Origin of the sequence: Rhizobium rhododendri, assembly GCF_007000325.2 — a bacterium.
In the GTDB taxonomy this organism is placed as follows: Bacteria; Pseudomonadota; Alphaproteobacteria; order Rhizobiales; family Rhizobiaceae; genus Rhizobium; species Rhizobium rhododendri.
On record NZ_CP117268.1, the window covers coordinates 252,911 to 276,058 of the forward strand.

21 protein-coding genes are annotated in these 23,148 nt (G+C 59.6%); 18 read left to right on the plus strand and 3 right to left on the minus strand.

What is annotated here, in order from left to right:
• Window positions 1-220: 220 nt before the first annotated feature.
• The 5 genes from PR018_RS18950 (at window position 221) to PR018_RS18970 (ending at window position 5,874) form a co-directional block, all read left to right on the plus strand.
• A complete protein-coding gene (locus PR018_RS18950) occupies window positions 221-1,231 on the plus strand; it encodes an ABC transporter permease (RefSeq protein ID WP_142830984.1) in 1,011 nt (336 codons plus the stop codon).
• A 67-nt stretch (window positions 1,232-1,298) separates the two neighbouring features.
• Entirely contained in the window at window positions 1,299-2,225 is a 927-nt protein-coding gene (locus PR018_RS18955; RefSeq protein ID WP_142830985.1) for a sugar-binding protein, read from the plus strand.
• A 61-nt stretch (window positions 2,226-2,286) separates the two neighbouring features.
• Entirely contained in the window at window positions 2,287-3,789 is a 1,503-nt protein-coding gene (locus tag PR018_RS18960; protein ID WP_142830986.1) for a sugar ABC transporter ATP-binding protein, read from the plus strand.
• Window positions 3,790-3,836: 47 nt separating this feature from the next.
• Window positions 3,837-4,730 (plus strand): NAD-dependent epimerase/dehydratase family protein, encoded by an 894-nt coding sequence (locus tag PR018_RS18965; RefSeq protein ID WP_142830987.1) that lies wholly within the window; start codon window positions 3,837-3,839, stop codon window positions 4,728-4,730.
• 118 nt (window positions 4,731-4,848) lie between these two features.
• Window positions 4,849-5,874: a LacI family DNA-binding transcriptional regulator gene (locus PR018_RS18970; RefSeq protein WP_142830988.1), complete on the plus strand. Its 1,026-nt coding sequence runs from the start codon at window positions 4,849-4,851 to the stop codon at window positions 5,872-5,874.
• Window positions 5,875-6,108: 234 nt separating this feature from the next.
• Here the strand turns inward: PR018_RS18970 and PR018_RS18975 are convergent, their stop codons facing one another.
• Window positions 6,109-7,815 (minus strand): extracellular solute-binding protein, encoded by a 1,707-nt coding sequence (locus PR018_RS18975; protein WP_142830989.1) that lies wholly within the window; start codon window positions 7,813-7,815, stop codon window positions 6,109-6,111.
• Between the two features lie 96 nt (window positions 7,816-7,911).
• Window positions 7,912-8,814 (minus strand): NAD(P)-dependent oxidoreductase, encoded by a 903-nt coding sequence (locus PR018_RS18980; protein ID WP_161990975.1) that lies wholly within the window; start codon window positions 8,812-8,814, stop codon window positions 7,912-7,914.
• Between the two features lie 348 nt (window positions 8,815-9,162).
• Here PR018_RS18980 and PR018_RS18985 point away from each other — a divergent pair, with 348 nt between their 5' ends.
• From PR018_RS18985 to PR018_RS19045, 13 genes are all read left to right on the plus strand, one after another.
• On the plus strand, window positions 9,163-9,951 hold the full coding sequence (locus PR018_RS18985; RefSeq protein WP_142830991.1) for a glucose 1-dehydrogenase: 789 nt from the start codon (window positions 9,163-9,165) through the stop codon (window positions 9,949-9,951).
• A 107-nt stretch (window positions 9,952-10,058) separates the two neighbouring features.
• Entirely contained in the window at window positions 10,059-11,132 is a 1,074-nt protein-coding gene (locus PR018_RS18990) for a 2,3-butanediol dehydrogenase (RefSeq protein ID WP_142830992.1), read from the plus strand.
• Between the two features lie 145 nt (window positions 11,133-11,277).
• Complete coding sequence (locus tag PR018_RS18995; RefSeq protein ID WP_111221658.1) at window positions 11,278-11,562, plus strand: YciI family protein; 285 nt, start codon at window positions 11,278-11,280, stop codon at window positions 11,560-11,562.
• Entirely contained in the window at window positions 11,559-12,572 is a 1,014-nt protein-coding gene (locus PR018_RS19000; RefSeq protein ID WP_142830993.1) for a Gfo/Idh/MocA family protein, read from the plus strand. Before PR018_RS18995 ends, PR018_RS19000 begins: the two co-directional genes overlap by 4 nt.
• A gap of 13 nt (window positions 12,573-12,585) precedes the next feature.
• Window positions 12,586-13,569 (plus strand): zinc-dependent alcohol dehydrogenase, encoded by a 984-nt coding sequence (locus PR018_RS19005; protein WP_142830994.1) that lies wholly within the window; start codon window positions 12,586-12,588, stop codon window positions 13,567-13,569.
• Between the two features lie 93 nt (window positions 13,570-13,662).
• Window positions 13,663-14,577, plus strand: a complete 915-nt coding sequence (locus PR018_RS19010; RefSeq protein WP_142830995.1) for an intradiol ring-cleavage dioxygenase — start codon at window positions 13,663-13,665, stop codon at window positions 14,575-14,577.
• A gap of 2 nt (window positions 14,578-14,579) precedes the next feature.
• Entirely contained in the window at window positions 14,580-15,659 is a 1,080-nt protein-coding gene (locus PR018_RS19015; RefSeq protein ID WP_142830996.1) for a maleylacetate reductase, read from the plus strand.
• Window positions 15,660-15,676: 17 nt separating this feature from the next.
• A complete protein-coding gene (locus PR018_RS19020; protein WP_142830997.1) occupies window positions 15,677-15,976 on the plus strand; it encodes a Dabb family protein in 300 nt (99 codons plus the stop codon).
• Window positions 15,977-16,051: 75 nt separating this feature from the next.
• Entirely contained in the window at window positions 16,052-17,110 is a 1,059-nt protein-coding gene (locus PR018_RS19025) for a ketopantoate reductase family protein (RefSeq protein ID WP_142830998.1), read from the plus strand.
• Between the two features lie 316 nt (window positions 17,111-17,426).
• A complete protein-coding gene (locus PR018_RS19030; protein ID WP_153816488.1) occupies window positions 17,427-17,576 on the plus strand; it encodes a hypothetical protein in 150 nt (49 codons plus the stop codon).
• A 154-nt stretch (window positions 17,577-17,730) separates the two neighbouring features.
• Entirely contained in the window at window positions 17,731-18,726 is a 996-nt protein-coding gene (locus tag PR018_RS19035) for an ABC transporter permease (RefSeq protein WP_202617186.1), read from the plus strand.
• A gap of 25 nt (window positions 18,727-18,751) precedes the next feature.
• The gene (locus PR018_RS19040; RefSeq protein ID WP_142830999.1) at window positions 18,752-19,819 is read left to right on the plus strand and encodes a substrate-binding domain-containing protein; all 1,068 of its coding nucleotides are present in this window, start codon (window positions 18,752-18,754) and stop codon (window positions 19,817-19,819) included.
• A gap of 114 nt (window positions 19,820-19,933) precedes the next feature.
• The gene (locus tag PR018_RS19045; protein ID WP_203452799.1) at window positions 19,934-22,387 is read left to right on the plus strand and encodes an ATP-binding cassette domain-containing protein; all 2,454 of its coding nucleotides are present in this window, start codon (window positions 19,934-19,936) and stop codon (window positions 22,385-22,387) included.
• A 101-nt stretch (window positions 22,388-22,488) separates the two neighbouring features.
• Here the strand turns inward: PR018_RS19045 and PR018_RS19050 are convergent, their stop codons facing one another.
• Window positions 22,489-23,145, minus strand: coding sequence for a DUF3313 domain-containing protein (locus PR018_RS19050; protein ID WP_142831001.1), 657 nt, complete (start codon window positions 23,143-23,145; stop codon window positions 22,489-22,491).
• Window positions 23,146-23,148 lie beyond the last annotated feature (3 nt).

Sequence of the window (23,148 nt, forward strand, 5' to 3'; positions counted from 1 at the left end):
ATTCGTTCCATCTTACATAAAATCGAAAACGAGCTTGACAGATGGCGGAATTGGCAGAAGTTATGGCAGCGCTGCCATAACATTTCAAGGTAGTCTTTGAATAGCTGGCCTTGCGTACCCCATCACCGCCGAAAGCATCTGGAGGTTGCGATCTGTGGTGACGATAGACAACGGATATGCTGACAGCTCACGCGAGCAGCGGCGATAGGGAGGAGATTTCATGTCCGGACTCGTCAATGACGAACCGTCGCCCCGTAACTCGTCATCGGGCTTTCTTGCCCAGTTGGCAAAATTGCGTCATGTGCGAGAGGTCAACGTGCTCGTCGCCCTCGTGGTCGTCGGCGCGCTCATCAGCCTGTACACGCCGTATTTCCTGACGACCAATAATCTGATGGGCGTATTTCGCGCATTCTCGCTGACGGCGATCATGAGCATCGGCATGGTTATGGTCATCATCACCGGCGGCATCGATCTATCGGTCGGCTCGGCAATGGGTCTCGCCTCGCTGGTGACCGCCCTGTGCTTCGAAGCCGGTTTTTCGACCGGCGGCAGTGTCGCTGCCGGCCTTTCGGTCGGCGTGGCGTTCGGGTTTATCAATGGCGCACTGATCACCATGATCGGGCTGCCGCCATTCATCGCGACGCTTGGAACCCTCAGCATCGGGCGTGGCCTTATGTACATGATCACCCACGGGGTTCCTGTCACGCCGACGCCGCCCGATGCTTTCTCCATTCTCGGCCAGGGCTATCTCGGCCCGGTGCCGGTGCCCGTCGTGATCATGCTGGTCCTCATGGCAATATTCGCGCTGATCATGCGCCGCACGCGCTTCGGTCGGCATATCTACGCGACAGGTGGAAACGAAAATGCGGCGCGCCTGAGCGGTGTGAAGGTAGATCGGGTGAAACTGGCCGTCTACGTGCTGTCTTCAACCATCGCGGCGGCAGCCGGCGTCATTGCATTTTCCAGATACCTGTCCGCCGAACCTGCGTCCGGCTTTGGATCGGAGCTCGATGTGATCGCTGCTGCCGCAATCGGCGGAGCCAGCCTTGCCGGTGGGGTTGGCAGCGTCTCCGGGGCCGTCATCGGCGCAGCGCTTGTCGGCGTCATCGCCAATGGCGTTGTGCTGCTCAACATCAATACCTATGCCCAGCAGGCCATCACGGGCGGGGTGATCCTCATTGCCGTGAGCCTGGACGTTTTGAGAAATCGGCTCTCGGGAGGTCGCGGATAACGCGGAGGCTGCAAGTTTCAATGGAGATCCCCGGCGGAGGACGTACGGGTGAGGAGGAGAAGGAAAGATGAACGAGTTCAAAAAAGCAGTGTTTGCAGCATTGTTATCGATGACGGCGGTCGGCGGCGCGGTGGCTCAGGACATTACCATCGCTGTGGTGCCAAAAGTGGCGGTGCCGTTTTTCGACGACTGTAACAAGGGCGCGCAGGAAGCGGCCAAGGCTGCAGGAGTCGATTATCAGTGGGTTGTTCCGCAGAACACCCAAGGGTCGACACAGGTCAAAATCATAGAGGATCTCATTGCTCGCCACGTCAGCGGTATCGCCGTCTCGGTCAACGAACCGAAGTCGGTGGAGGGGATCATCAAGCAGGCCATGGCGGCCGGCATCAAGGTCCTGACCTTCGATAGCGACAGCGCCAAGAGCGGCCGCAGCATGTATATCGGCACGATCAACAAGCAGGCGGGCGTCACCATGGGCAAATCCATGGGCGAAGCGCTCGGCGGCAAGGGCGAGGTTGCCATCGTCACCGGCCAGCTCGGCGCCTCCAATCTCAACGAGCGGATCGACGGCGTCAAGGAAGCGCTGAAGGCGTTTCCCGAGATCAAGGTTGTCGCTACCGAGGGCACCGAAGACGACCTCGCAAAGGCCGTCTCGGTGACGGAGGCGTTGCTGCGCGGAAACCCCAAGCTGGCCGGCATTATCGGCGTCAGCCAAGTCGGCGGCCCCGCCGCTGCCAAGGTCCTGGCAGAGCAGGAATTCTCCGATCGCAAGGCGGGCGTTAAGGTCTACGCCTTCGACGACCTGCCCGACACGATCAAGGGTGTCAAAAACGGCTACATTGCCGGCATCATGGTCCAGCGTCCTGTCACCATGGGCAAGCTTGCCGTCGAGCACCTGGTCGCCCAGATCAAGGGTACGGAGACTGAAAGCAAGGATATCGACACCGGCGTGACTGTTGTCAACGCCTCCAATCTCGGCAGCTACACGAAGTAGGCGTCAAGGCCGACGGCGCCGGAACCGGCGCCGTCGGCAGCATCCTGATGTGGAGATTATCATGACGCCTTTTCTCGAAATGCGCGGGATCTCGAAGACTTTTCCCGGTGTCCACGCACTCAAAAACGTCGATCTCTCGCTGAGCAGCGGCGAGGTCCATGTGCTCGCCGGAGAAAACGGCGCGGGAAAAAGTACCCTGATGAAGATCATGACGGGTGTCTACCGCGCCGATCCGGGCGGCTCGATCCGCGTCGAGGGGCATGAGGTGACGATCAGCGATCCGGTCCACGCACGGTCGCTGGGCATCAGCATCATCTATCAGGAGCTTGCGGTGGTGAATAATCTCACCGTGGCCGAAAACATTTTTCTGGCCCGCGAGCCTCTCGGCCCCGGCGGTCTCATCGATACGCGCAGGATGAATGCCGAAACACGGGCCGTCCTCGCCGAACTGGAGATGACCATCGAGCCGACGACGCGTGTCGGCAATCTCAGCATCGGCCAGAAACAGATGGTCGAGATCGCGCGGGCGATCTCGTATCGCTCGAAATTGATCATCATGGACGAGCCGACCGCATCGCTCAGCCATCACGAAGCGTCCACCCTGATGCGGATCGTCCGCAAGCTCGTCGCGCAGCAGATCGGTATCGTCTACATCTCGCATCGCATGGACGAGATTTTCGAGATTGCCGACCGGGTCACGGTCTTGCGCGACGGCCAGACGGTCGATACGCGGCCGATTGCCGAAATGACCCGTGAGTTGCTGGTGCGCAAGATGGTCGATCGCGACCTGTCGCAACTGTTCGGCGAGCATCAGTCCTACGCCACATCCGACATCCTGCTTTCCGTCCGCGGACTGGGCCTGAAGAGCAGGACCGCGCATGGTGCCAAGGTGGAGGATATTTCTTTCGACCTGCACAAAGGCGAGATTTTGGGCTTCTTCGGGCTCGTCGGGTCCGGTCGTACGGAAATCATGGAGATGATCTTTGGCTGGCGTCCGCGCGTCGGCGATGTGATAATAGAAGGCGCGACAGTGACGATACGAGATCCCGCTGATGCCATCGATCTCGGTATCGGCTTCGTTTCTGAAGACCGAAAGGAACTTGGGCTCGTGCTCGGCATGTCGGTACGTGAAAATTTCAGTCTCACGCATCTGTCCGACTATTGTACGCTGGATGTCGTCAACCAGAAGCGGGAGACCAGTGCCTGCGCTGCGTTCATCCGCTCTCTCGGTATCAAGACGCCGTCGACGGAGCAGAAGGTGCTGAATCTTTCCGGGGGAAACCAGCAGAAGGTGGTCATCGCCAAATGGGTGGCGCGACATCCTCGTATCCTGATTGTCGACGAGCCAACGCGCGGCATCGACATCGGTGCGAAATCCGAGGTTCACACGCTTCTCAACAGCCTTGCAAAGCAGGGGATTGCAATCATCGTCGTCTCCTCCGACTTGCCAGAGATCCTGGCCATCAGCGACCGAATCGTCGTGCTGAAGGAGGGCCGCATCACCGGCAAGATCGAGCGCAGCGAGGCGACGCAGGAGCGCATCATGCTCGCCGCGACAGCTTGACGAATTGGTTTCGGCGCACATTGTTCAACGAAAAGGAGATCTACAAAATGACCAAACGCATTGTGTTTACAGGCGGTACGGGGAAGGCCGGTCGTCACGCCGTTCCCCATCTGCTGGAAAAGGGATATTCCATTCTCAATGTCGACCTGAAGCCTCTCGACCTGCCGGGCGTTAATACGCTGATTACCGACATCACCGATAGCGGCCAGGTCTTCAACGCGTTGACCACGCACTTCGGGTTTGACGGCTACGACGATGGCGCCCCACCGTCTGCCCCCGATGCTGTCGTTCATTTTGCCGCCATTCCCCGCGTCATGATCGAGCCGGACAACAAGACGTTTTCGGCCAATGTCGTTGGAACCTACAACGTCATCGAGGCGGCCATGAAGCTGGGTGTCCGCAAGGTCATCATCGCATCGAGCGAGACCACTTACGGCGTCTGCTTTGCCGAAGGCGACAAGGATTTTCACAGTTTCCCGCTGGAAGAAGACTACGACAGCGACCCGATGGACAGCTACGGCCTGTCGAAGGTCGTCAACGAAAAGACGGCACGGGCATTTTCGATGCGCTACAACGCCGACATTTACGCCCTGCGCATCGGCAACGTCATCGAGCCGCATGAGTATTCCAATTTCCCGGCCTACCTCGACAACCCAATGTCGCGCAAACGTAACGCCTGGAGCTACATCGATGCCCGCGATCTCGGCGAGATTGTCCATCTCTGCATCGAGAAGGACGGCCTCGGCTATCAGGTCTTCAATGCGGTCAACGACACCATTACCGCAGACCTGCCGACTTCGGAGTTCCTTGCCAAATACTGCCCGCAAACTCCTGTAAAGCGTGAGATGGGAAGAGACGAAGCGCCGATTTCCAACCGCAAGGCTCGCGATGTCCTCGGTTTCCGGGAAGCGCACCCGTGGAAGAATTATGTGAAGCGCTGAATTAATCCGGCCGGGGCTGATTTGCATTTTTAGCCTCGGCCAAATACCGTGCGAACAAGGAGCTTGATGGTCGCTCGATTGGCCAATCCTGACCATGGCCGAAACGGGAATCCGCATAATGACAACACGGCGCCGCCTTCCCGACAGGAAGTCCAAGATCACCCTGCGTGAAGTTGCGCTGCGGGCCGATGTGAGCGAATCGACCGTATCCCGCATCATGCGCAACCAGTCGCTGGTCGCCGACGCGACACGCGAAAAGGTCATGGAAACCGTACGGGCGCTTGGATATGTGCCGAACCGGATCGCAGGTTCGCTTGCGTCGCTTAACTCCCATCTGATTGGCGTGGTCATTCCCTCGCTGTCGAATATCGTCTTTCCGGAAGTCATCCAGGGCGTGCACGAGGCTCTGAAATCCTCGGATTTCCAGGCCGTCATCAGCACCACGGAATATGACATCGACCGGGAAGAGGTGATGGTGCGTGGCCTTCTGGCCTGGAAGCCTGCTGCGATCCTTATTGCAGGATTCGATCACACCATGGCGACGCGACGGATGCTGGATCAGAGCGGCGTGCGCGTTGTCGAATTGATGGATATCGACAGTGCGCCGATCGACATCGCAGTTGGCATGTCGCACCGCCGGGCGGGTTACGCGATAGGGCAGCATCTGATCGCGCGAGGCTACCGTCATTTCGGCTATGTGGGCCATGACTGGGCGGCGGACCGCCGCGCGCGGCTTCGCTACGATGGGCTAAGGGAAGCCTTGGCTGAGGCTGGCCTGTCGATCGAGGCGCATGCGATTGCGGATGGTCCGAGCTCGGTCGGCACCGGTCGCGAGCAGACCAGGCATCTTTGTGCGGCGTCTGCCGAAATCGACGTGACGGTTTATTCCAATGACGACATGGCCGTGGGGGGCGTTTTTCATTGCCTGAGCGCCGGCATTTCCCTGCCCGACGACATGGCGATCTTCGGCTTCAACGGTCTCGAAATCGGCCGCGAACTGCCGCAGCCACTCTCGACGCTGCGCTCGAACCGTTTCATGATCGGCAAGAAGGCGATCGAGGCTATCCTGGAATCGCCGGAGCGATGCACCCGTCCGGTTGTCATCGACACAGGCTTTGAGATCTTCCCTGGCGCCACGGCCTGAAGCGTGTAATCGCCTCGCGTTGGCCGGCGGTCTCATCACACGCGACATTCGTGGCGCACTCAACCTCAAAATCAAGTTAACTCGATGTAAATCATGATATTTTACCGCTTTTTGGCGGTCCGGTGAGCCATGATGCCCTGCTTCTAGTGTTTCAGTTTGCTCAAATGCATGAGGGACTGCCGTGTGAGTCTGTCCATGTCCCTCCTCGCCATGGATCGGTGCGGCAAACGCTTTTCAGCGGCGACTTCCAGGGCTTGCACGGAGCTGCAGGTCTATCTGTCTTGCAGCGTCATCGAGTGCCACCCTGTCGGGTTTGACCCCCGACAGGGCGTTGTGGATCTCTTCGCCGAGGATCCGCTCTATCGCCGTATACTGAGGGATATTTGGTCGCTGCCAGGTGTGCAGAAGGTTCTTTTTTGCCAGCTGGTCGACGAACCTGACGATTGGCGAGCTCGCCGCCGCCTCGGGGTCGGCGCTGACGGAAAAACGCGGCGCGATGGGAAAGCCGTTCTTGACGTGAGCCTTCATCGCCTCGCGCGATGCCATCCAGGCGATGGCGTCGGCGGCAAGCTCAACCCGCTCTTCCGGCAGGTTGGTTGGAATGCAGAATAGAAACCCGCCGATGGGCGAGGCGCGCGTGCCGCCGGGACCAGCGGGCTGGGGCAGATATTCGACCCGTCTCTTGACCACGGAATGGACATCGTATTCGAAACGCGCGGTGCGCATCGTCCAGAAATAACCGAGACTGGCCTTGCCGGTCATGAACACGTCGAGCGTCCGATCCCAAGCCATGTTGAGGATATCCGGCGGTGAAATCTCGATCAGCCGGCGCATGAAATCCAGGGCCGCCAAACCGGAATCGGAGGAAATCGTGCAGTGCAACTGTTCGAGATCGACACCTTCCAGGGTAAAGCCGGCACGGGTCTTTCTAAGCGAGATTGTCGGCTGGCCGCAGGCGCCGAGGAAAAACATGAAGCTTGAAGCGATCGGCATGCCGCGCGCACCGTCCCACACTGCACCGTACATGCCGTGGTTCGGCGCGTGAAAATGGCGCCCGGCCGCGATGACGTCCTCGAAATTGCGCGGGAAATCTAGGCCTGCATCGGCAAACAGGTCCTTGCGCGCCGCCAGAATCTCGACCGTGCAGTAGCCGGGAACGCCATAATCCTGCCCGTCCCATCTCGCCGTCGACCAGATGGACGGGTGAAAATCGAGGGGATTGATGCCGGTCTTCTGGACCAGTGCGTCGATTGGGCGAATGATATCCTTTTCGACGAACTCGCCGAGCCATGGCATGTTGATGGCGATCACATCGTATTCGGAGACTCTCTTCTTCCGGTTTTCCAGGGCCCTGTTGTACAGATCCGGAAGCGACAGGAGATCGAAGCTCTTCCGGGAGGCAAGGTTATTGCGGAAATCGGCCCACATGTTGCGCATCGCAGAGAAATAATTGTCATTGTTGAGCAGGAAACGCAGTTCGATTTGGGATTCGGCACGTTTCTGCATGAGCCGCATCGGTGGAATGATGTGTGAGCCGAGAGGGGTGCCGCCAAAATAGTAGTCGTCCTCCTGCTCGCCGCTTCTGAGGCCGAGCGTCTGCGCAAGCAGGGACTTGGTCTTGCCGGCATAGACCTGGAACGCTTTCAGCAAGCTGTCGCTCGGCTGCAGCGCAAAGCTCTTGCCCGTCGTTCCCTTGGCGACCTTGAGAATATATCCGCTGTCGACGAGCCGGTTTATCAGACGCATGGACGTGGCATAGGGCAGTCCGGATTCCTGGCCCAGCGTCGAGATCGACACCGTCTGGCTGTGGATGTGGGACTTGATGAGATACATGACGATCCTCCAGACAGGATCTTCGTCAAAACCGACGACGACGTCCTGGAAAGGCCTGCGGGTCCTTTCCAGAAATTCGATCACGCGCAGCATTTCGTATTCGTTCACGTCGGCCCTCCCGCCCGTCGCGTCATGACATATGGTCGTAGCTCTACCTGATCCTTTTGGCTAGGATCGGTGCAGTTCGGAACCAATGCCGGATGGCTATTTTTCGGAAGGGGGAGCAAGTCCGGCGAGGCGTTCCGATTGCTCGAACAGCACGAAGAAGTCCTTGTCGGCCTGGCCGCCGGCGTAGGCCGCCTCGTATTGCTGGCGGATCATCGATGCCAGATACATCGGAGTGTGATCGGCTCTTGCCGCATCCAGGATGAGGTCGAAATCCTTCATCATCTGGGATACGGAAAACGCCGGGTCGAAATTGCGGTTGACCAGCAAGTCCCGCTTGTAGGCGATCAGCGGTGAGGCGACGGCGCTCTCGCAAATCACCGAAAGCATTGTCTCGACCGTGAGATTTCCCTTCAACCCGAGGGTGAGGGCCTCCCCGAGCAGCGCTGACGTTGCGCCGACGAGAGCATTGAGCACGAGTTTGAGGTAGCGTGCCTCCTCGGCCTCGCCGACATAAAAGCGGCGGGACGCAAAGCACTCGAACATCGGCTCCACGCGTTTGTAGGCCTCCTCAGGCCCCGAGGCCATGACTGACAGAGTTCCGGACGATGCGGTCGCGGTGCTGCCGGAAACGGGTGCGCGCAGGTAGGAAACGCCAAGCGCCGACATTGCCTCGTTGACTTCCGTAGAAATTGCCGGCGACACCGTGCTCATTTCGACCAGGATCTGTCCGGTCTTCATCGTGGTGGCCAGGCCACCCGGCGAGAAAACGAGCTCCCGCAGAACGGCATCGTTCGGGATTGTCAGGACGATGACGTCGGAAGCGGCTGCCAGATCTTCAAGCGAATGCGCCACATTGGCGCCCTCGGCAACGATGGTGGCGCGGTTTTCGGGCAAGGGCTCGTAGACGTGCAAGGCATAGCCGGCATCGAGAACGCGGCGGCTCATCGGGGCACCCATTTTACCTATGCCTGCCCAGCCTACTGTAAATCTCTCGCTCATCGACCTCTCCCTTATTCCCGACGACCAGCAGCGCCGGTTTGCCGATCCCTTGCCTGCGGGGGGAACGTGCGTGTCGACCGATGCTCGGCATTCGACCGCATAAACTGTCTCCGTCCTCCCGGAGAAATTAATAGGACGAAGTCGGGATGGAATGCTTGGCAGAAAATATCCAATCCGGACAAATATAGGTTTGTCGGACATCGTGTTTATCCACTAGCTTCGTGACAGGATGGTCAGCCGTTCCCGGGAGGAACACGAACCGACAATTTTGCAAATTGGCGCGCTTTACTTCGGTAATGCGGCACCGTTGCCTGTCGTCGATATTCGGGACTGGAGGAGGAGGATTGGATGACTGAATCGCTAGAGGGCAGGGTCGTTATCGTCACGGGTTCCGGCAGGGGCATCGGCGCCGGTATTGCCGGCGACCTGGCATCCAAGGGCGCGAAAGTCGTCATTGCAGACCTTGTGGCAGCCACCGCTGATGCCGTTGCTGCCACTATCAGGTCCGAAGGCGGCGATGCGCTCGGTGTTGCCGTGGACGTTTCGGACCGCTCGAGTGTCAAGGAATTGATTGCCCGGACCTTATCGCATTTCGGCCGGCTGGACGTGATGTTCAACAATTCCGGCATCAGCCAGACATGCCCCTTCCTCGATGTCACCGAAGACGATTTCAACCGCATCATGAAGGTCAATGGTCTCGGTGTTCTGATCGGCACGCAAGAGGCTGCCAAGACGATGATAGCCCAAGGTACAGGCGGTAAAATCATCAACACAGCCTCTATCGCAGGTAAGCAGGGCTATCCCTTGTTTGCGCATTATTGCGCATCGAAGTTCGCGGTGGTGGCCATCACGCAGGCCGCAGCAAGGGCACTTGCAGAGCACAAAATCACGGTCAACTGTTTTGGTCCGGGCGTTGTTGCGACGGAACTCTGGCAGCAGCTGGACCGGGAGTTCATGGAGCATGGCCTGACATCCCAGCCGGATCAGGCCATCAACGAATTCTCGCAGTCGATCTTGCTTGGGCGTGTGTCCGTGCCGAAGGATATCGCCGGCGTTACCACATTCCTGGCTTCGGCCGGATCCGACTACATCACCGGGCAGACGGTGATGGTGGACGGAGGAATGGTTCTGATCTGATGATATCGGGAGGTGCGGCCGCCACCCGCTGCTCCCACCTGAATGCTGGCAGCGAGAGCTCCTCGAGAGATTACCTCAACGCCGCCCCCACTGGAAAGGATTTCCGTATGAAAGCCGTTCGATACTATTCGAAGAAAGACATTCGCGTCGAAGACGTACCCGCTCCGTCCGGGCCGCTGGGCGATGACATGGTTCTCATCGAGCCGCTGGTTTGCGGCATCTGTGGAACCGATCTGCATGAATATATTGCCGGACCGATCGTCACGCCGAGCACGCCGCACGTCTATTCCGGCGCGGTCCTGCCGCAGATCCTCGGGCACGAACTGTCTGCCCGGGTCCTGGCTGTCGGCAAGAACGTGACGCACGTCGCGCCGGGATCGCGCGTCTCGATCCAGCCGCTGATCTCGCCCCGCGACGACTATTACGGTCGCCGGGGACTGTATCATCTCAGCGAGAAAATGGCCTGCTTCGGCCTGTCCTGGGAATGGGGCGGCATGGGGGAACAGGCGGTCGTCAACAGCTACAATGTCTTTCCGGTGCCGGACAGCGTCAGCGATGTGCAGGCAGCCATGATCGAGCCTGCAGCGGTTGCTCTCTACGGCGTCGATCGTGGCGGCGTGGAGGCAGGCAGCACTGTGCTGGTCTCCGGCGTCGGCCCGATTGGTGCGCTGGTGCTGCTTGCGACGCGGGCAGCCGGTGCGACGACCATTTTCGTTTCCGAACTAAACCCGAACCGCCGCGCCCTTGCCAAGAAGCTGGTGCCGGAAGCGATCGTCTTCGATCCGCGCGAAGTGGATGCCGAGGCGCTGTTCCGCGAGCACACCGAGGAAGGCGTCGGCGTCGACGTGGCGCTCGAATGTGTCGGGGCGGAGGCTTCGCTTAACCTCTGTGCCAGGGCCGTCAAGCGTCAGGGTACGGTCGTGCAGGTTGGTCTGCACGTCAAGCCGGCGGCTATCGATGCGATGCTTTGGGCCCTGAAGGACATCACCGTCGAGGCGACCTGGTGCTACCCAGTGACGATCTGGCCAAGGATCGCGCAGATGATTGGTTCCGGCATCTTTCCGGTCGAGCAGATCGTCACCGCGCAGATTTCTCCGGACGACGTCGTCGAAAAGGGCTTCGAGGCGCTGCTCGATCCCAATGCGTCCCACATGAAGATACTCGTCAACATGAAGGCTTGACCGGAGCACTGACCATTGGATTTCGGCGGCCGCATTTAGGAGGCGGTCGCATTGGTAACTGCCGAAGCCATCGGCCGCGTTATGGGTCAATTTCCGATGATAGACGGCGGCTATTCGATCGCCTGAACAACGAAGAGGTTTTGTCATGCACTATATCGTTCACTGCCTGGACCATCCGGGCGCCGTGGAAAAGCGGCTTGCCAACTATGAAGCGCACAAGGCCTATCTCGGGGCCGCAAAGACCAAGACAATCATTTCGGGGCCTCTCCTCGCCGATGACAACGAAACGATGATCGGTTCGCTGTTCCTGTTTGAGGCAGACACCATCGAAGAGATCGTGGCTTTCAACAAGGCCGATCCGTTCACGGCAGCCGGCGTCTGGAAGTCGGTGAATATCCATCCCTTCAGCAAGCGGGTGGACAACAGATGACAATGATCGAAAACAAGCCGGTGCTTGCGGCCATCGTCGGCCTCGGCTGGTGGGGCAAGAAGATGGCGACACTGGTCAATGCCGGGGGTGCGGAAATGCACTTCGTTCGTGCTGTCGATCCGAGCCCGGAGGCAGAAAGCTTCGCCGGCGAAATGGGCCTGCAATTCTCCCCGGATCTCGCCGATGCGCTGGCTGATCCCGACATCGAGGCTGTTGTCCTCGCAACGCCCCACTCCCTACACCAGAAGCAGATTGCCGAGGCAGTGGCTGCCGGCAAGCACGTGTTCTGCGAAAAGCCGCTGGCGATGACCAGGAAGGATGCCGAAACCTCTGTGGCGTTGTGCCGGGATGCCGGGCTGGTTCTCGGTATGGGCCACGAGCGTCGTTTCGAGCCGCCGATTGCCGAGATCCTCGAGGCGGCAAATAGCGGCAAGCTCGGTCGTCTGCTGCAGATCGAGTCCAATTTCAGCCACGACAAGTTCCTCACGCTCGATCCGTCGAACTGGCGGCTGAACGCGGAGCAGGCGCCTGCCGGTGGCATGACGGCAACCGGCATCCATCTGACCGACCTATCGGTGAAGCTGATGGGGCCCGCAAAAGATGTCCGTGTCATCTGCGAGAACCTCGCTTCGGAGATCCCGCAGGGGGATACGATGAGCGCCCATATCCGCTTCGAAAACGGCGGTTCAGCCTATGTGTCCGCGACGCTGGCCACACCCTTCATCTCGCGGTTCGCGGTGTTCGGGACGTTGGGTTGGATCGAGGTACGCGACAAGGCGCACGTCGAGTCGCCGGACGGCTGGATCGTTACCGAGGGTTGGAAGGGCAAGCCCATCACCGTGCGCGAAGTCGCACCGGCCGAGCCGGTTCGTGACAACCTGCGAGCTTTTGCCCGAGCCGTGCGCGGCACCGATCCATATCCGATCAGCGGCGAGGAGATGATCAACAACATCGCGCTTCTCGAAGCGATTATCCGCTCCGCACGCTCCGGCGTCGTCGAGCAACTTTGACAGGGAGAGTGTCATGAAAGCTTTGGTATTCGAGGCCCCTGACAGGCCGGCAATCGTCGATGTGGCGATGCCGGAGGTTTCTGCCAACGAAGTGCTCGTCCGCACGCGCGCTGTCGGCATTTGTCACTCGGACTACGAGTTGCTCGCAGGACGATACATCATCCCGATCTCCTATCCGGTGACGCCGGGTCACGAGTGGAGTGGCGAGATCGTCGAGGTCGGGCGCAACGTCACCGGCTTCAAGGTCGGCGACCGCGTCGTCGGCGAATGCGTGGTTCGCACGCCGGACCGCCTTCATCACTTTGGATTTTCGATGAGCGGCGCCGATCGCGAATTCTTCAACGTCAATCCGGAATGGCTGCACAAGCTGCCGGAAGCCGTCGATGACAAGAAGGCGGCGCTGATTGAGCCCTTTACATGCGGCTTTTACGCGGTGCTGCGCTCCGGCGGCACCAATGCCAGCGAGACCGTAGTCGTTTCTGGCGGCGGCACTATCGGCCTCGTGTCCGCAGCGGCTGCCATCGGCATGGGCGCACGCGTCATCGTGGTCGACCCGCTGGCTGCCCGCCGCGACGTGGCCCTGAGGCTCGGGGCAGACGCCGCGCTTGATCCGTCCGATGGGGGAGCTGCTGACCGTATCCGCGAAATGACCGGCGGTCACGGCGCCGACCTGGTTGTCGAGGCATCCGGTCACGATGCATCGCTGGCTGCGGCATTCGACTACGCACGGGAAGACGGCCGCATGTCGATGGTCGGGATCAATATCGGGCGCAAGGTGCCGGTCGTCATCGGCCAGATCCAGATGAAGAACCTGACCGTCAGGGGATGCATCGGTTCGCCGGGCGTGTGGCCTGCAGCAATCCGTTTTCTCGAACGCACGGGGATCGATCTTTCGCCGATCCAGACCCACGACTATGCGCTGACGGACGCCGTCGATGCTTTCAGCTTCGGCAAGGACGCAACCAAGAGCATCAAGATCACTCTCCTGAACAACTGACCGCCGCCTCGCGCGGCGGCGATCAGGGAACGGCCAAATCTTCACGGATGCGACCGGATCGTGCCGCGGGGCTCATGGGAAAGGACAACGGAAATGATTGACCAGCAGACGAAACACGACGCCGAGAGCGGATACTTCTCCGAGGAGAGCTCGGTCGAGGTGGTCCTGGCACGGATGGCCGGTAAAACCGATCCGCGTCTGCGCGAGGTCATGAGCGCAGCAATCCGCCACCTGCATGCATTCGTCAAGGAGGTGGAGCCCAATCAGCAGGAATGGGGCATGGCCATCGATTTCCTGACCGAAACCGGCCAGATCTGCAACGAATGGAGGCAGGAGTTTATCCTGCTTTCCGACATTCTTGGCGTTTCCATGCTGGTCGATGCGATCAACAACCGCAAGCCATCCGGGGCGACTGAGACTACAGTGCTCGGTCCGTTTCATGTCATGGACGCACCGCAATACGAGAATGGCGCCAATATCTGTCTGGATGGCAAGGGCGAACCGCTGCTGGTGCGGGGGCGCGTTACCGATACCGACGGAAAGCCGATCGCCGGCGCGATGCTCGATGTCTGGCAAGCCAACGACGAGGGCTTCTATGATGTCCAGCAGAAGGGCCTGCAGCCCGAGATGAATCTGCGCGGCATCTTCAAGACGGATGCCGACGGGTCATACTGGTTCAAGTCGGTGCGGCCAAAATTCTATCCGATCCCCGATGACGGCCCTGTTGGCAAGCTGCTCGGCCAGATGGGGCGCCATCCGTTCAGGCCAGCCCACATCCACTTCATCGTCGGGGCTGCCGGCTTCGAGCCCATCACAACGCATATCTTCACGCCGGATTGCCCCTACCTTCATTCTGATGCGGTTTTCGGGGTGAAGGAAGACCTGATTGCCGATTTCGGCAAGCTGGACGATCCGAAGCGCGCTGCCGAGCTCGGCTTCGACAATCCGTTCGAGGCCGTGACTTGTGACTTCGTGCTGGTCACGCCGCAGCAGAAGCTGGAGGCATAGCGATGCAGGCCTTCACCTATAACGCCAATCCCGGGCGCGTGATCTTCGGGCACGGCACGATCGCAAGGCTTGGAGAAGAGGCGGACCGTCTGTCAGCCGACAAGGTACTCGTTCTGTCGACGCCGGAGCAGGCCGAACAGGCGCGGGCCGTGGCCGATCATCTCGGACCGCGTTTTGCCGGCATCTATACGAAGGCGCAAATGCACACGCCAGTCGACGTGACCGTCGATGCGATGCGTGAAGTTGAGCGGCTGAAGGCCAACGCGGTGCTGGCAATCGGCGGCGGATCGACGACGGGGCTCGGAAAGGCCATCGCCTTTCGCACCGATATTCCGCAGATCGTGGTGCCGACCACCTATGCCGGCTCCGAGGCGACGCCGATCCTTGGCGAAACGGAGAATGGTCGAAAGGTCACCAAGTCAGACCCGCGCATTCTGCCTGAGGTGATCGTCTACGACATCGACCTTACCCTAACACTGCCGGTCTCAATGTCCGTCACTTCAGGCCTCAATGCCGTGGCCCATGCGGTCGAGGCACTGTACGCGCGCGAAACCAATCCGATCATTTCGCTGTTGGCCGAGCAGGGGATCGCGGCATTCTCGCGCGCCCTGCCGGTTATCGCCAAAAACCCGGAAGATGCCGAGGCAAGAGCCGATGCGCTATACGGAGCGTGGCTTTGCGGCGTCTGCCTGGGTTCCGTCGGCATGGCGCTCCACCACAAGCTTTGCCACACCCTCGGCGGCATGTTCAACCTACCGCATGCGCCAATGCACACCGCTGTCCTGCCGCACGCCGTCGCCTACAACGCGCCAGCGGTACCGGAAGCGATGGCGCGGATTGCCAGAGCGCTCGGCGCTGACGATGCGGCGACGGGCTTGTTCGATCTCGCCTCTGGTCTCGGTGCGGATATGGCCCTCAAGTCACTGGGCATGCCCGGCGACGGGATCGATGCGGCGCTCGAGCAGGCTATGTCCAATGCCTACTGGAACCCGCGCACATTGGAAAAGGATGGTCTCCATCAGTTGCTGTCTCGCGCCTATGAGGGCGCAAGGCCAGCAGGCGCGTCTGCGTCGTCAAGCTGACCCGGGAAACAGAAACGATGATCAAACATATCGTCATGTGGAACGTCCGCGGTGTCACTGCCGCGGAAAAGCAAGAGGCGGCTTGGAAGGTCAAGCGCAAGTTCGAGGGTCTGGTCGGGAAGGTCCCGGGCTTGCGGACGCTGGAGATCGGCATCGATATCAGCCGGATTTCCTACGCCTGCGACGTGGTGCTGTATTCCGAATTCGAAAGCGAGGCCGATCTGAAGGGATACGCGGAGCATCCGGCCCACCTGCAGGTCAGAAACGAGCTCGAGGGGGTCCGCACGGACCGTTATCAGGTCGACTACATCCCCTGACCCCTGAGACGAGGCTAATGAACTCTCTCACATGCGCTGACGACCGGGCGCGATCATACCCGAAGGAGATACCGCATGAGCTGGGATAAAAAGGGCGGTCCGAGGATCGCGTTTCTGGGTACGGGCGCGCAAGGCGCTTCCATCGGCGCAGATTTCGCGCTTGCGGGCCTGGACGTTACCTTCATCGAACAGTGGCCGGATCACGTGACCGCAATCCGCGAGCATGGCATCACCGTCAACCTGCCGACGCGAACGATCAATGCCAAAGTTCCGGCATTGCATCTTTGCCAGGTAGCGGAAATCAAGGAACCCTTCGATGTCGTCTTCCTGGTGGTCAAGGCCTACGATACGAAGTGGGCCTGCCAGCTCATTGAGCCGGTCCTTGCGCCAGACGGTCTGGTTGTCGGCCTGCAGAATGGCATGACCCATGAGGATATTGCTGCGATCGTCGGCCGGGAGCGGACCATCGGCGCGGTGATCGAGATCGCCTCGAACATGTGGGTGCCCGGTGTCACCAACCGTCAGAACGACCACGACACCTCTTGGTTCGCTCTCGGCGCGCTCGATCCGCAGACGCAGCCAAGGGTCGAGGCCGTTGCCGATCTGCTGCGCAATGCAGGCACGGTCGAGGTCACGGACGATATCCGTTCGGCGAAATGGATGAAGCTCATCGTCAACGCGGCCGAACTTATTCCTTCGGCGATCATCAATCTGCCGCTCGGAGACGCAGCACGAACTCCCGGCATGCTGGAGACGATGCGTGCCGCCGGCTACGAGGCCATGCATGCGGCGCTCGCCGATGGCGCCAGGATCGTGCCCATCATAGGCATGCCGCCGGTCACGACCAACGACCCGGAGCGCTATGTCGACAAAATCTTCGAAGAAGTGCTGACGGTCTTCTCGCAGGCCGACACGTTGACGACGTCGTTGCAGGACTGGCGAAAAGGGCGTCGTGCCGAGATCCAGGAGGTCAACGGCTGGGTCGTGGACATCCTGAAAGCGCACGGCCTGCCGGCTCCGGTGAACCAGCGTGTCATGGAAATCGCCTACGAGATCGAAAACGGCACGCTCGAAGCTAGGCCGGAGAATTCGAAGCTGCTGATCGAGGCTTATGAGGCTGCCGGCAAGAGATGACAGCTGCCGACCAGGGCAAGTCTATTGATGAAACAGTCCAGATGGTCGGGTTTGTGCCGCCTCGATACGCAGGCGGAGATGCACCCAAGTTTTTGATTTCTTTCCATGAAATTCCAGCGATCAAGCTTTGAAAATGCGCCTTATCCAATCCGGACATCTTCGATGTTTTCTCGCGCTTCAAAATGCATAAAGGTGGAGGCGAGGAGTTGGGAGGAGTGCCCTTACCTCAACAAATAGATCGAAGCCGTAGCTTTCTCGAAAGGGAAGGTCTCTTGTTCTGTGACTTTATTTTGCAGTTGCTTGGAGGAGCATGGATATGGACGACCAAATCTACAATTCGCCTGCCTGCAATTGCGCCGGACAATTGAAACTGCAGGTAATGACCGTGCTTTCGAGCGATAGGCACATTTCCGCTCAGGCGCGTGAAGTACAAAATTCAGGATTGGCAGTAAATGCCCACGAGTAACCGCGGGTAGTGTCAGGCGCGTGGGCTCATGCGTGGTCGTTCCGGCATGGCGCATCCGCGTATCCCGGGTGCCCGAGTTTTTCAGCATACGACCAGAGGCCGCCCGGGCAGCAGAGGTGTTTTTCGTGAGCGATTCCAAGAAAGGTGAGCTGAGATGAACTCAAGCTCGATGACATCGACCAGCTTGCAGAAGCAAAGCCTGTTTCGGATCCCGATGGCGCGGAGCTTCATGACGGTCGTCTTTTCGACTGTCCTGCTGCTGGTCGTGTGCAAGGTATTCGCGCCCTCGAGTGTCTCCTGGGGAGCGCTGTCGGGAAGCCTGCCGTTCGCAGCGATTATCGCGGTCGTCGGTCTCGGGCAGCTGCTCGTAGTGCAGCAGGGCGGATTCGACCTTTCACTTCCCGGCTCCGTCTCGCTTGCCGTCGTGGTTGCCACCCACTATCCTCAGCAGAACGATGCGCTGCTCTATCAGGCAGTTCTGATCGCGCTCGGGATGGCCCTCATTGCAGGTTTCGCGAACGGAATCCTCGTCAGCTTCTTCCGGTTGAACTCGATCATTGCGACGATCGGTGTCAATGCGCTGCTTTACGGCGCAGTCTTTGCCACCTCGGGCGGGGTTCCCTCGATCACGACGAACCTCCTTGCGGAGATTGCCGGTGGTGAGACCTTCCGGGTTCCGAATGCGGTGTATTTCGCGCTTGCCGCCACCGTGGTTGTTTCGTTCGTGCTCAAGAAAACACTGGTCGGGCGCCGCTTCGAGGCCATCGGGGCCAGCCCGCCGGCCGGTCGTGCCGCCGGACTTCGCGTTCGTGTCCACCAGATGATGGCCTATGTCTTCGCGCAGCTGCTCTATTGCACGGCCGGCATCCTGATCGCCGGCATCACCCGCGAGCCAACCGCGTTTCAGGGAGACACGCTTCTGCTGCCGTCTGTCGCGGTCGTCGTGCTGGGAGGCACTTCGCTGCTGGGTGGCCGGGGCTTCCCGATCTCGACTGTCATCGCGGCCTTCTTTCTCAATCAATTGAGCCAATTCGCCCTGTCAGTGGGGGTTCCGTATTCGGCTCAGACCATCATCCAGGCGCTGGCCCTGGGTTTTGGCATCGGTGTTTACTCGCTGCGTTGGCGAAGAAACGTAAGAAAAGCGACCTGAACGAAAAACTGTGGAGGAGAAAAACATGAAACATTCGACATTCAAGAAGGGCTTTGCGCTCTCCGTTGCCGCCGCCGTCATGGCGCTTGGCAGCGCGGGTCTTGCCAAGGCCGAGACGCCCTCGTGGTGCGGCCCGAAAAAGGCCTCGTTGGCACTGCTCGACGGCTACGGAGGCAATAGCTGGCGTCAGGTGACGACGGCATCGGGCAAGCAGGTCGTCGATCTCTGCCCGAGCATTACCAAATATGAATATGCAGATGGCCAAGGTGATACGCAAAAGTCGATTTCCGACATCAAGGGCATGGCGGCCAAGGGTATCGACGCACTGGTCGTGTTCGGCGACGCCGGCCCTGCCGTGCTTCCGGCCATCACCAGCGTTTACAAGTCCGGCAAGGTCATCGTGCCGTACCGGGTCGCCGTTGGCGGCAAGGAGGGCGTCAACTATTCGAAGTTCATAGGCTCGTCGTTCGAGAACGATGGCGTGACCTGGGGCAACTGGATCAAGGGTATCCTCCCCAAGGGCGGTAACCTGCTGTTCCTCAGCGGTCCGGCAGGCAACAGCCAGGGTCTCGATGAACTCAAGGGCCTGAAGAGCGTTCTCGGTCCGGAATATGTCTTCGTCAACCCGCAGCCTTTCGCGGTCACCAACTGGGATCCGGCTCTGACCCAGAAGGTTCTGACGGCGGAAATTGCCAAGAATGCCAAGATCGACGTTATCGTGTCGGACTTCGGCCCGTCGCTGGTAGGTGCGCTGCCGACATTCACCAAGCAGGGCAAGTCGATCCCGGCGCTGGCGACATCCGACGGCAATTCGCTGGGTTGCCTGTTCGATGAGAGCAAGGCCAAGAACCCTGATTTCAAGCTGTTCACGGTCGCGACCGGCAACGACAACGTGCGGCTTGCCGTAGAATGGGCCATTGCGCTTGCAACCGGCGGAGAGAAGCCGAAGGACGAAATCTTCAAGGCCCCCGCATTCGAAGACTCGGTCTCCGGCACGCCGAACCCCGTCAAGTGCCGCAAGGACCTGCCTGGCTCAATCTATCTGTCGTCCGCACTTTCGGCAGAAGACCAGGCCAAGGCGGTCACCAAGTAACCGACGAACAGGCATGGATTTCCCCGGAGAGAACACTCTCCGGGGCAAGTTTTCGAGGACGGATAACAGATGTTGCAAACAGGCGTTAAAGCGGTCGAGGCGGAGACAAGAGACGTGATTATCCGTCTCTCCGGTATCTCCAAGTATTTCTCTGCCATCCCCGCACTCAGCGATGTGAACGTCGAGTTCTGCAAGGGCGAAGTTCACGCCATTCTCGGAGAGAACGGCGCCGGCAAATCGACGCTGATGAATATCATCTCCGGCACGTTGCGCCCGACCGACGGCGAAATCAGCTTCGAGGGTCGGCCGCTCCAGCAATTGACACCCGAGATTGCGAAGTCGCTGGGGATCGGTATCTGCTTCCAGCATCCGGCCATTCTCGAAGATCTTTCAATCATGGAAAATCTGCGTGTGGCGCTTCCGTCTTCGGTTTTTGCCGGCCGGTCGCCGCAGGAGGTCGTCCAGGAGGTTCTCGATACGGTCGGGCTTCAAGTGCCGCTTGTCATGCGTGCCGATAGCCTGACGGTGGCGCAGAAGCATCTGCTTGAAATCGCCAAGGCCCTGGCGCTGAAGCCACGGGTTCTCATCCTCGACGAGCCGACGGCTTCCCTCGACCAGGATTCGACCGACATGTTGTTCGGACGTATCCGCGAAATTGCGGGCGCCGGCACAGCGGTCATCTATATCACCCATCGCCTGGCAGAACTTCGGCAGATCGCCCATCGTGTCACGGTATTGCGCGATGGCAAGGTGCGCGGTGCGGAAATGGTGCGGGACATCAGCGACGGTGATCTCGTCAACATGATCGTCGGGCGCACACTGAAATCGGCCTTTCCCCCAAAGTCGCAGCGGGCAGAGGACGAAACCAGCCTTTCCGTTAGCGGCATCAGCTCAAAGGAGCTGACAGACATCAGTTTCAACATGCAGCGCGGCCAGATCATCGGCGTCGCCGGCGTGGCTGGTAACGGCCAGCCGGAACTCATGCGCGTACTTGCAGGGTTGCATGTAGCGGAAGGGACTATCACGCTGCGTGGTCGGCAGCTGACGCAGAGCGAATTGCTGCGCGAAGCAGCCTTCATGCCATCCGACAGGCATGTGGAAGGGGTGGCAAGCAGCCTCACGGTGCGCGAGAACGCAACCTTCTCGGCTCTCGAAAAATTCTCTGTCGGCGGCGTCATGAGCCGCAAAAAGGAACTCGAGCAGGTCAACGCGATTTTCAGCGAGCTTGCGGTGAAGACACCCGGCTTGGAGGCGCCCATCCTGTCGCTTTCCGGTGGCAATCAGCAGAAGGTTGTGATGTCTCGGGCAATGCTATCCGATCCCGGCCTCATCATTGCCGACGAGCCAACGCAAGGCGTGGATGTCGGTGCCCGCTTCGAAATCTACCGTATCCTGCGCGAAGTCTCCGACCGCGGCACACCGGTCATCGTCAACTCCTCGGATGCCGTCGAACTCGAGGGGCTGTGTGACAAGGTCATCGTCATGTCGCGTGGCCATCTCGTTGCGACGTTGACCGGCGACGACGTCACCGAAGGACGCATCGTTGCTGCTGCCGTCAATGCCAGTACCCATGGAGGCGCCAGCGTTTCCAAGGCTGTTGAAAAGACCAGTGCATTCCGTCATTTCCTGCAGTCTGACAACGCACCTGCTGTGCCACTTGCGCTCGTCACAATCCTGCTCGGGCTCTATGTCTACAGCCAGAACGACAACTTCTTTTCGATCTACAACATCTACAATATCTTTCTTCTCGCAACGGCGCTTGGGTTCATCGCCCTCGGGCAGACCGTCGCGCTGCTGATGGGTGGCATCGATCTTTCCGTCGGCCCGCTCGCCGGCTTCCTCGTCGTCGTCGCCTCCTTCTTCATCAATGACGATAAATCCTCCGTCATGATGCTGGCGGGCTTCGTGCTGATGTTTGCCGGTGCTTTCATCACCGGTACAATCAACGGGCTGTTGATCCGCTTTGCCAATTTTACGCCGATCGCAGCCACGTTGGCCATGTATATTGCCATACAGGGGCTGAGCTTCCTGCTGCGCGACAATCCCGATGGCTACATCAGCGCGACCGTCACCGATTGGGTCAATTGGCAGTGGGGGCCTTTCCCGGTCGCCTTCCTCGCATTGGTTGCAATCGCGGTCGGCGGCGAATATGTGCTGCGCCAGACAAAGGCAGGCTGGCGGCTGCGTGCCGTGGGTTCTGACGAGCATTCGGCGCGCAGGGCCGGCATCCGTGTCGACCTGACGTTCATTGCTGGCTATATCGCCTGTTCGCTGCTCACCGGCCTCGGCGCAATCATGCTGATGACGCAAATTGGCGTCGGAGATCCACGCCAGGGGATCAACTATACGCTCTCAAGCATCACGGCTGTGGTCCTTGGCGGCACCAGCCTCACCGGCGGCCGGGGAACGTTTATCGGAACCTTGCTGGGTGCGGTCCTGCTCACCGAGGTTCTGAACGCTGTCACCTTCCTCGGGCTTAGCCAAACGTTCCAGTATTTCTTCCAGGGTCTGCTGGTCGTCGCGGCTGCGCTCATCTATTCCGGTGTTCGCCGACGCGCCGCCAACTGAGATAGCGGATACGCTTTTCGCCGATGGCTACGGCTAGGATCCGGTTTTTGACCCTGCCGGGGGCAACGGCTTCGGTCGGGGCTAGTTGAGGGTGCTCGGCACTAGCGAAGTTTGGCCAGCAGCGCGTCCGCACCTTTTTCAACGCCCACCATCGAAGCTTGCATCGATCCCATGCTAGCGCCGATATTCATTGCTCCCGGAAATTGTTTGCTGACATAGGCAAGCAGCAGGCGGCTCGTTGTTGCATCGTAGACCTCGACCGCATAGTTGACCGATCCCGTCATCGATCCTTCGCCCCCTCGGACTGCCTGAACGCCGTTGTAGACGCCGCCCGCGACGTCGAAATGGGAAAGCGTGCCGAGCACGGGGGTATTTGCTTTCGCGCCCGTGAGCGTTAGGTGCAGCCTGAGTGTGTTCGGCTGCGGAGCCGTCACGATCGAGAACCGCGTTTTCAGCTTGTCGGTGAATTCCGATTGCATGTAGCGCGCGAGAGCCTGCTTGTCCTCGGCGGAAACCTTGCCAAACTGAGCGTCGGCGCCGGCATAGACAGTCACGGGGTCAACGATCATTCTAGTGTATTGTCGAAAGCTGATGTCGCCCCGGAAAACAAAGGGTTCGCGACCATTCTGGTCATTGGGATTGGGTTTCAGCACCGACGCTGAGGCGAGCCCGTCGTAGACGACAGGACCGGTCGTCGTACATCCGGCAGTCACTGCACACGCAAATGCAATCGCGAAAAAGGTTTTGATTGTTGGCATAGA